Origin of the sequence: Thermogutta sp. (genome assembly GCF_014359955.1) — a bacterium.
Lineage (GTDB): Bacteria > Planctomycetota > Planctomycetia > Pirellulales > Thermoguttaceae > Thermogutta.
Genome location: NZ_JACIYL010000924.1, coordinates 1 through 1581 on the forward strand (window position 1 = coordinate 1; position 1581 = coordinate 1581).

A 1581-nucleotide genomic window follows, 5' to 3' on the forward strand; every position below is an offset into this window, starting at 1 on the left:
TCCCAGCAAGACGTGGCGCCAGCCCGATGCAAAAATCTGGGTCTATCAGGTAGAAAAATTTGGTGAGGTGGCCCATGAGGCGGGTTGATGGGCAATGCCGAGGTGCGAACGGCGTTCTGCTCCGGTTGTCTTCGCGCCAGTTGAATGGAACGAGGATTGGCATCAACAACGGATGACGAGGAGACCCCTATGAGTCCGCGGCGTCCCCGGCAGAAAACAAATCCCACAAAACGGAGCGATCCAACGTCCGCCGAAGGAGCATCAACCCCGGTGACGACCGGGGCCAATCAAAAAGACTCCCCTTCTGCGGATCATAAATCGGCCGAGCAGCCCAATTCCACAATACTCCTTCCCGATCAACCCGCGGTCGCGGAGCGTGACCTGGATGCCGTCAAACTCCGCGCCGCGGAGTGGCTGCTCGCCTTTGCCCGGCAGAAACTGCTCGCGCAGGAGGAGGAACTCGCCCTGGCGGGCAAGGCGTTTCTGGTCAGTGCCGGAGTCAACTGGGAGGCCGTTGAGCTGCTGTCGATCGGGGTCCTGGGTTCGCTGGAGGAATGTTTTGAGGCTTACCGCAAGACGGGACACACCGACCGACCCGCGCTGGAATACTGGTTGAAGGATCGACGCGTGGAGAACAGCCTGATCGGTCCGATCCACAACGCGGCAGGGGTGCTCGTCACGTTGTGGGCCCGGCCGCTACGCCAACGCACGCCCGGCTGGCTTTTCCGGCATGCCTGGCAGGACACGCTGGGCTTTTTCGGGGTGGAAGTGCTGGCGAGTGCCCGGCCGCCCCATGTCCTGGCCGTGGAACGGCTGCTCGATGCCCTGGCTTTGCGATCGCACGGAGTCCATCCCGTGGTGGCCTTCGGCGCGCCCTTTGACCGGGTGCCGCCCGAACGCTGGAGCGAACTGTTGCGGTGGGGTGTGGTCCAGGCCACTCTCCTGCCGGTAGGACCGGCGGCGTCGATAGGAGTCTTTCACAACCTGAGAAAGCGGTTGCGGGGGCTGGGCCGCTGTCCCGAATTGTGGGTCCTTCCCCCCCAGCGACTGACCCTTCCTCTCGGTCGCTTTGTCGCGCAGGTAGGTGGTGAGGAGTTTCTCAACCTTGTGCGTGCCCGACGTGTCGCCCTTCTCGGTCGAAAACAATTGTTCCTCGTCGGTTCCGTGCCGGGACGGCGCGAATGGCGCAGGGCGTCGCAAAAAACCGAAGTGGCGGCCGATCAGCCTGGGCCCAGGGATACTGCCTCCGCGGTGCGAGAAGGACGCTGCGCCGAGGCAAACCGGAATCCCTCGCGGAAGCCGCCATCCCAGGACGAGGACCTGGCCAACCGGCAGCGCCCTCACACGCCTTCGACCGCTGAATGGCTGGACTTCGACTGAGCAGCCCCGACGCGCCGCCGATAGAGCTTTTTCCCGGGGGATGACCTTACCGGAAAAAAGTGTGGCATCACCAGCCCGGCGTATTGTTCCGGTCCATGCGATCGGCCAGCCAGTCGAAGATTTGCCGCTTCGCTACCGCCCCATCCAAAGTTTGGACCGTGATCCCGCGCTCCATTTTGATTCAAAAAGATAACCAGTTGG

The 1581-nt window shown here is 62.8% G+C and carries 1 protein-coding gene; it reads left to right on the forward strand.

The window, feature by feature from the left end; genetic code table 11:
* Positions 1-189 precede the first annotated feature (189 nt).
* Positions 190-1380, forward strand: coding sequence for a hypothetical protein (locus tag H5U08_RS18230; RefSeq protein WP_297036409.1), 1191 nt, complete (start codon positions 190-192; stop codon positions 1378-1380).
* The last annotated feature ends 201 nt before the right edge of the window (positions 1381-1581 follow it).

Coding starts and splice junctions, on each gene's coding strand:
- H5U08_RS18230 (WP_297036409.1), top strand. CDS start 190: ATGAGTCCGCGGCGTCCCCGGCAGAAAACAAATCCCACAAAACGGAGC.